This window comes from Streptomyces sp. NPDC127084 (genome assembly GCF_042724175.1).
Lineage (GTDB): Bacteria > Actinomycetota > Actinomycetes > Streptomycetales > Streptomycetaceae > Streptomyces.
On the sequence record NZ_JBHXFA010000244.1, the window covers coordinates 1 to 6,835 of the forward strand.

Genomic DNA, 6,835 nt, shown 5'->3' on the forward strand with positions numbered 1-6,835 from the left:
TTCGCATACCGGTCAGAGCTTGTGCCGCACCCACACGTTCGGCTCGACGTAGACCGCGTGCTCGTGTTCGAGGGAACAGCGCACGGGCACCAGCGCGCCCGGCACCGGCACCGGCCCGTCCGTGTCGAACGGCAGCCCGGTCCAGGCCCGCCACTGCTCCAGGGAGCCGGCCACCGTCATGGACGCCGGGGCGACCGCCTCGATGACCCCGCCCGCGCGTACATGGACACGCAGCCACGGGTCGTGCGGCAGCCCGTCCTCCTCCCGGGTCCGGAAGGCGTACTCGGACATCGGCACCTCCGGCTCCAGGTGCTTGGCGTTCGGCCGTACCGGCGCGACCACCTCCGCGAAACCACGCGCCCGCGCGTTGTCCCGCAGCGCGGCGACCATGCGCCCGGATATCCCGCGGCCGGTCAGCCGCGTGGTCACGGTGATCTCGATCGCGCTGACCGTGTCCGGCTTCCGCCCGTGCCGCAGATCCGAGAACGCCCACAGCAGCACCTGGTCCCACCCGGTCGCGGGCAGCTCCCGCCGCCCGTTCGTGTCGAGTGCGAACGGCACGCTGAACCCCCGCGCCACGACAGCCCCTTCGGCGTCGGTCGCCACGATCACGTACTCGGGAAGCTCGGTGAGGATCCGGCCCATGTATCCCCAGCCCACGTGGTCGTTCAGGATGAACTCAGGCCAGTCCTCGATCATCCCCCATACGGCATCACCTAGTTCCGGGCGTTCGGCGAGCGTGGTGATGGTCAGTTCGAGTGCGGAATCCTGCGGCGTGGTCATGCCGGGAGGCTAATCACGAAGAGTTGGACCGTTCAATCGGTTTTCCCAGCGCGGTATCGCCGCAGCGTATCGATGCCATCCTCGACGAAGCGCCACTCCCGCACTGTCTCTTGGAGCTCCTGGAAGGTGAGCCGGCCGTGCCAGGCGATCTCGGCAGGGTCTGCGGCTGTCTCCTGCGTGATCACGGCTTCATGACCGGCGGTCGCTCACCGCCTCGAGTCCGCTGTCCGCGAAGCCGCTTGGGTGCCCCGGGTCGGCGGTGGTTGAGTGGGCGGAATGGAGATCTTGGTACTGGGCGGGACCGCGTGGGTGGGCCGTGAGCTGTCGCGGCGGGCGATCGGGCGGGGACATGAGGTGACCTGCCTGGCGCGCGGCGAGAGCGGGGACGTCGCGGACGGCGCGCGGCTGGTGGCGGGTGACCGGCGCGATCCGTCGGTGTACGGGCCGCTGCTGGACCGCACATGGGACGCGGTCATCGAGGTGTCATGGCAGCCGGGTTTCGTACGCGAGGCGCTGGACGCGCTGGGCGGCAGGGCCAGGCACTGGGCCTATGTGTCGTCCGTCAGCGCTTACGCCTCCCACGACGTACCGGATGCCGACGAGTCCGCGCCCCTCCTCGCACCGACCGAACTCCGTGACGTGGACCGCACGCTGTACGGCGAGGCGAAGGCCGCCTGCGAGCAGGCGGCGACGGCCGTCGTCGGCGACCGCCTCCTGATCGCGCGCGCCGGACTCATCGGGGGTCCGGGCGATCACAGCGGACGTTCGGGCTACTGGGTGGCCCGCGCGGCGCGGGACCCGCGGGGGCCCATGCTGGTGCCGGGCACACCGGACATGCCGACGCAGGTGATCGATGTCCGGGATCTCGCCGACTGGCTGCTCGACGCGACGGAGAAGAACACCACCGGTATCTACGACGCGGTCGGCCCGGTGGTTCCGTTCGCTGAGTGGATCGACCTGTCCCGCACCGTCGGCGGGCACACCGGCCCGGTGGTCGCCGCCGACTCGAAGTGGCTGCTCGCGAACGGCGTGGCCGGCTACATGGGGCCCGAATCGCTGCCGATGTGGCTGGTCGAGCCGGACTGTGAGGGCTTCTCGTCCCGGAGCGGGGCAGCGGCACGGGCGGCGGGCCTCCGGCACCGGCCCAGGGCCACGCTGCTCGCGGACACGCTGGAATGGGAACGCGCGCAGGGCCTGGACCGGGTGCGGCGCGCCGGTCTCAGTGCCGGGCGGGAGCGGGAGCTACTCGAAGCCCTCGGCTGAGGCCGCCGGATCGCTGAGGTCAGCAGGGGCGCCGGTCGCGAGCCGGCCGGTGTGCCCCATGCCCTGTCAGTCCGCGCACTGCCTCAGCATCGCCGCCTTGTCCGGTCCGGTGACCGGCATCTCGTACTTGACGGCGACCTGGGCGAACCGGACCACGTAGGAACACCTGATCCGCTTGTCCGGAGGCAGCCAGGCCGCCGGGCCGGAGTCACTCTTGGCCGAGTTGGCCCGGCCCTGGACAGGGATCAGATTGAGCACGTCGTTGGCGAACCGCTCGCGCTTGTCCCGCGCCCAGCGGGACGAACCCATCTGCCAGCTGTACGACAGCGGCACCACATGGTCTATCTGCACCTCGGCGGCCTTCTGCTTGCGCCACTCGATGGTCTTGCCGGTGTACGGGTCGTGCAGGGTCATCGATACGACCACGCAGTCGGAGCCGGTACGGAACCGGACGTTGCCCCCATGGAGTTTCAGCAGGTCGTTCCTCGTGTCACAGCCGTTCCTCGCCAGCGGGACCCCGTCGACCGCGTCCTTCCACGCGTAGCCGAACTCGTCGCGTTCGTAACCCGTCCTGGGGCCGCGGCCCTTGACGGCCAGTCCCGCGATGAGGTCGCGGGCCGCGGCCAGTTGCGCGGAGCCGTTCAGGGGCGCGAGTCCGGGCTTGGTGCCGTCGGGGTTCGCCAGGGGGCTCACGGCTCGGGTGTACGCCCCGTGCGGTGCGGAACCGGGGTCCGCGCCGTCGGCCTGTCCGAGGGCGTCGCAGCCCGAGATGTACGGGATCACGGCGGCCGTCAGAAGCGACAGGGACGGGCTGATGATGCGTGACCTGCTCATGCCGACGAAGCATAGAGGCGGCCGGTCGGCGTGCCCTCGGACGTATGGTCGCACGGGCAGGAGTCGCAGAACGGCCGGGGACCGGAAGAAGTCTTCCGGACCCCGGCCCCGGTCCTGGCACCGCCGGACCCTGAACCCCGGCAGCCCATCAGGCCGGTGAAGCCCTACGACCCCAGGATCGAGGTCAGGAACTCACCCGTCCACGCCAGCAGTTCCCGGCCCACCACCGGCTTCCCGCCGATCTTGCCCGTTGTCGGGCGCGGCACCAGTACCTGCTGCACCGCCGGCTTGATGACCGTGCGCGGGTACAGGCGCTTCAGCCGCAGCTCCTGCGACTCGCGCAACTCCACCGGCGCGAAGCGGATGTTCGTCCCCTGGAGCACGATCTCACCCACCCCGCAGGCCCGTGCCAGCATCCGCAGCCCGGCGACCAGCAGCAGGTTCTCCACCGGCTCCGGCAGCTTGCCGTAGCGGTCGGTGAGCTCCTCCCGTACCGCCTTGATGTCCTCCTCCGAGTCGGCGGACGCGATCGCCCGATACGCCTGGAGGCGCAACCGCTCACCCGGCGCGTAGTCGTGCGGGACATGCGCGTCGACCGGCAGCTCGATCTTGACCTCGAGCGGCGGCTCCTCCTCCGTCTCCCCGGACTCCAGGGACTTGCGGTAGTCGGCGACCGCCTCGCCCACCATCCGCACGTACAGGTCGAAGCCCACCCCGGCGATATGGCCGGACTGCTCGCCGCCGAGCAGATTGCCCGCGCCGCGGATCTCCAGGTCCTTCATCGCCACGTACATGCCCGCGCCCATCTCGGTGTGCTGGGCGATGGTCGCCAGTCGCTCGTGCGCGGTCTCGGTGAGCGGCTTCTCCGGCGGGTACAGGAAGTAGGCGTAGCCGCGCTCGCGGCCACGCCCCACCCGGCCGCGCAACTGGTGGAGCTGCGAGAGGCCGAAGTTGTCGCCGCGCTCCACGATCAGTGTGTTGGCGTTGGAGATGTCGATACCGGACTCGACGATCGTGGTCGACACCAGCACGTCGTACTTCTTCTCCCAGAAGTCCACGACGACCTGCTCCAGGGTGCTCTCGCTCATCTGCCCGTGCGCGGTGGCGATCCGCGCCTCCGGGACGATGTCGCGCAGCCGCGCCGCGGCCCGGTCGATCGACTCGACCCTGTTGTGGATGTAGAAGACCTGGCCCTCGCGCAGCAGTTCACGGCGGATCGCCGCACCGATCTGCTTCTCCTCGTACGGGCCGACGAAGGTCAGCACCGGATGCCGCTCCTCCGGCGGGGTGGTGATCGTGGACATCTCACGAATGCCGGTGACCGCCATCTCCAGGGTGCGCGGGATCGGTGTCGCGGACATCGTCAGCACGTCGACGTTGGCACGCAGCTTCTTCAGCTGCTCCTTGTGCTCGACACCGAAGCGCTGCTCCTCGTCCACGATGACCAGGCCCAGGTCCTTGAACTTGGTCTCGGACGAGAACAGCCGGTGGGTACCGATGACGATGTCGACCGCACCGTCCTTCAACCCCTCCAGCGTGGCCTTCGCCTCCCCGTCCGACTGGAAACGGGACAGCGCCCGGGTGACCACGGGGAACTGCGAGTACCGCTCGCTGAAGGTGCCGAAGTGCTGCTGTACCAGCAGGGTGGTGGGCACGAGCACGGCGACCTGCTTGCCGTCCTGGACCGCCTTGAACGCGGCCCGCACCGCGATCTCGGTCTTTCCGTATCCGACGTCTCCGCAGATCAGCCGGTCCATCGGGACCGACTTCTCCATGTCCTCCTTCACCTCGGCGATGGTGGACAGCTGGTCGGGTGTCTCGACGTACGGGAACGCGTCCTCCAGCTCGCGCTGCCAGGGCGTGTCGGGGCCGAAGGTGTGGCCGGGCGCGGCCATCCGCGCGCTGTAGAGCTTGATGAGGTCGGCGGCGATCTCCTTGACCGCCTTCTTCGCACGCGCCTTGGTCTTCGTCCAGTCCGCGCCGCCGAGCCGGTGCAGTGTCGGCGCCTCGCCACCCACGTACTTGGTGACCTGCTCCAACTGGTCGGTCGGGATGTAGAGCCGGTCTCCGGGCTGTCCGCGCTTGGCGGGCGCGTACTCGACCAGCAGATACTCGCGGGTCGCGCCCTGCACGGTGCGCTGCACCATCTCCAGGTAGCGGCCGACGCCGTGCTGCTCGTGCACGATGTAGTCGCCCACTTCGAGGGTCAGCGGGTCGATCTGCTTGCGGCGGCGGGTCGGCATCCGGGTGCCGTCCTTGCCGGCGGCCTTCTGACCGGACAGATCGGTCTCGGTCAGCACAGCCAGCTTGAGCGCCGGGTCGACGAAGCCGTAGTCGATCGAGCCGCAGGCGACATGCACGACCGACGGGGAGATCTCCTTCAGGTCGGCGTCGAGCCGGGCCGCGATCCCCTCGCCGCCGAGCACTTCCACGGTACGGCTCGCCGGTCCGTGCGCCTCCGTCACGAACACGGTGCGCCAGCCGTCCGCGAGCCAGCCCTTGGTGTCGGCGAGGGCGCGTGCGGTGTCACCGCGGTACGTCTCCGGTGCGTGCATCCCCAGCTTCAGGGTGTCGGCGTCACCGAGGTCCAGTTCCTCGTCGGCGGCGAACGGCGACACCGACCACCACATCATCCCCAGCTCACGGGCCCGGTCCCGGACATCCGCGATCCCCCACAGCGAGGCCGCGCCGACATCGATCGGGGCCTCGCCGCCGCCCGCCGTCGCCGCCCAGGACGCCTGGAGGAACTCCTGCGAGGTCGCCACCAGGTCCGCCGCCCGCGTACGGACCCGCTCCGGGTCGCACACCACGGCCATCGCGCCCGCAGGAAGGACGTCGAGCAGCAGCTCCATGTCGTCCACCAGGACCGGGGCCAGCGACTCCATGCCCTCCACCGCGATGCCCTCGGCAATCTTGCCGAGCAGTTCACCGAGCTCCGGATGGGCCTCGGCGAGGGCGGCGGCCCGCTCCCGTACGGTGTCCGTCAGCAGCAGCTCACGGCACGGCGGCGCCCACAGGCCGTGCTCGGCGACCTCAAGGGAGCGCTGGTCGGCGACCTTGAAGTAGCGGATCTCCTCGACGTCGTCGCCCCAGAACTCGACCCGCAGCGGGTGCTCCTCGGTGGGCGGGAACACATCGAGGATGCCGCCGCGCACCGCGAACTCGCCGCGCTTCTCCACCAGCTCCACCCGCGAGTACGCGGCGGCGGCCAGCCCTTCCACGATCTCGTTCAGATCGGCGGTCTGCCCGGACCGCAGCGCCACCGGCTCCAGGTCCCCAAGGCCCTTGACCTGCGGCTGGAGCACGGACCGTACGGGCGCGACGACCACGCTCACCGGCCCGGCGGCCGGATCGTCCGGGGACGGATGGGCGAGGCGGCGCAGCACGGCGAGACGCCGGCCGACGGTGTCGGAGCGGGGCGAGAGCCGCTCGTGCGGCAGGGTCTCCCAGGACGGGTACTCGGCCACGGTGTCCGGGTCGAGCAGCGAGCGCAGCGCCGCGGCCAGGTCCTCGGCCTCCCGGCCGGTCGCCGTCACCGCCAGCACCGTCCGCCCGGCTTCCCGCGCCAGCGCGGCCACCGCGAAGGGCCGCACCGCCGGAGGGCCGACCAGGTCCACATGGCGGCGGTGACCGTCCGTGGCGGCCTTGATCGCCTCGGCGAGGGCCGGGTCGCGTACCACGGCGTCGAGCAGACCGTGCAAACTCATGGAGGGGGTTCCGTCCGGGATCCGACAACACGAATGACCCGACGCCTTCGAAGTCCCCCCTGTCGTGGACTGCGGTCAGTGGTGCACCGGGGTCCCGGGCAAGGGGAGGGCCGGGGGATCTCCAGGGTAAACCGCCGGGATTTCCGGTGCGCGGCGCGGCCACCGCGAAGGGCCGCACCGCCGGAGGGCCGACCAGGTCCACATGGCGGCGGTGAACGTCCGTGGCGGCCTTGATCGCCTCGGCGAGG

At 70.6% G+C, this 6,835-nt stretch carries 5 protein-coding genes; 1 reads left to right on the plus strand and 4 read right to left on the minus strand.

All coding sequences use genetic code 11. The features are described from left to right. Nucleotides 1-12: 12 nt before the first annotated feature. A complete protein-coding gene (locus ACFWI9_RS32070) occupies nucleotides 13-783 on the minus strand; it encodes an N-acetyltransferase (RefSeq protein WP_387168154.1) in 771 nt (256 codons plus the stop codon). Between the two features lie 32 nt (nucleotides 784-815). Next, the gene (locus ACFWI9_RS32075; protein ID WP_387168157.1) at nucleotides 816-968 is read right to left on the minus strand and encodes a hypothetical protein; all 153 of its coding nucleotides are present in this window, start codon (nucleotides 966-968) and stop codon (nucleotides 816-818) included. 91 nt (nucleotides 969-1,059) lie between these two features. Between ACFWI9_RS32075 and ACFWI9_RS32080 the strand changes: the two genes are divergently transcribed. Beyond that, entirely contained in the window at nucleotides 1,060-2,046 is a 987-nt protein-coding gene (locus tag ACFWI9_RS32080; RefSeq protein WP_387168160.1) for an NAD-dependent epimerase/dehydratase family protein, read from the plus strand. 66 nt (nucleotides 2,047-2,112) lie between these two features. On the opposite strand, the gene ACFWI9_RS32085 is transcribed toward ACFWI9_RS32080, so the two are convergent. Both ACFWI9_RS32085 and mfd read right to left on the minus strand, forming a co-directional pair. Continuing rightward, a complete protein-coding gene (locus tag ACFWI9_RS32085) occupies nucleotides 2,113-2,880 on the minus strand; it encodes an HNH endonuclease family protein (protein ID WP_387168162.1) in 768 nt (255 codons plus the stop codon). A gap of 164 nt (nucleotides 2,881-3,044) precedes the next feature. Then, nucleotides 3,045-6,587, minus strand: a complete 3,543-nt coding sequence (gene mfd / locus ACFWI9_RS32090) for a transcription-repair coupling factor (RefSeq protein WP_387168165.1) — start codon at nucleotides 6,585-6,587, stop codon at nucleotides 3,045-3,047. Nucleotides 6,588-6,835: the final 248 nt, after the last annotated feature.

What these genes read in the sequence shown, in the direction of transcription:
- ACFWI9_RS32070 (WP_387168154.1), bottom strand. Translation starts at nt 783, where the DNA reads ATGACCACGCCGCAGGATTCCGCACTCGAACTGACCATCACCACGCTC.
- ACFWI9_RS32080 (WP_387168160.1), top strand. Translation starts at nt 1,060, where the DNA reads ATGGAGATCTTGGTACTGGGCGGGACCGCGTGGGTGGGCCGTGAGCTG.
- ACFWI9_RS32085 (WP_387168162.1), bottom strand. Translation starts at nt 2,880, where the DNA reads ATGAGCAGGTCACGCATCATCAGCCCGTCCCTGTCGCTTCTGACGGCC.
- mfd (WP_387168165.1), bottom strand. Translation starts at nt 6,587, where the DNA reads ATGAGTTTGCACGGTCTGCTCGACGCCGTGGTACGCGACCCGGCCCTC.